The sequence below is a fragment of the Sporosarcina aquimarina genome, from assembly GCF_019748715.1.
Lineage (GTDB): Bacteria > Bacillota > Bacilli > Bacillales_A > Planococcaceae > Sporosarcina > Sporosarcina newyorkensis.
Genome location: NZ_JACLBZ010000046.1, coordinates 1 through 391 on the forward strand (window position 1 = coordinate 1; position 391 = coordinate 391).

Here is a 391-nt window from a genome sequence, read left to right on the forward strand (position 1 = left end):
GGCGGACCCCGCAGTTGCGGCTTCGCTGGTGTGGAAAAAATAGTGAGTGCTGTGTTCAAATGATATACCAAGTAGCTTCCACTTACTAAACGCAGGCGCCTTACAAGCGGTAGGCGGAGCAATGAGACAGACAGGCGTTCTTCCTGACTGGCTCATTGCGGGAGCCATCCGCAAGCGCCGAAGTGAGTTCAGTGAAGTTACTCTTTTTATTGTCTCTTCGCTCGACTAAGTAGTGTGTCCAAACTAAGTACAGGGTTGTAGATCGACACCGCTTCGCCGCTGGTGTGGCAAAAATAGTGAGTGCTGTGCTTCAAAATGATATACCAAGTAGCTTCCACTTACTAAACGAAGGCGCCTTACTGGATAGGCTACACTTAGTTAGACAATAAAA

Annotated in this window: 1 protein-coding gene; it reads left to right on the forward strand. The window is 48.3% G+C overall.

Going from position 1 to position 391, the window contains the following annotated elements:
• Positions 1-46 precede the first annotated feature (46 nt).
• The gene (locus tag H7J92_RS17400) at positions 47-229 is read left to right on the forward strand and encodes a hypothetical protein (RefSeq protein WP_139365962.1); all 183 of its coding nucleotides are present in this window, start codon (positions 47-49) and stop codon (positions 227-229) included.
• The last annotated feature ends 162 nt before the right edge of the window (positions 230-391 follow it).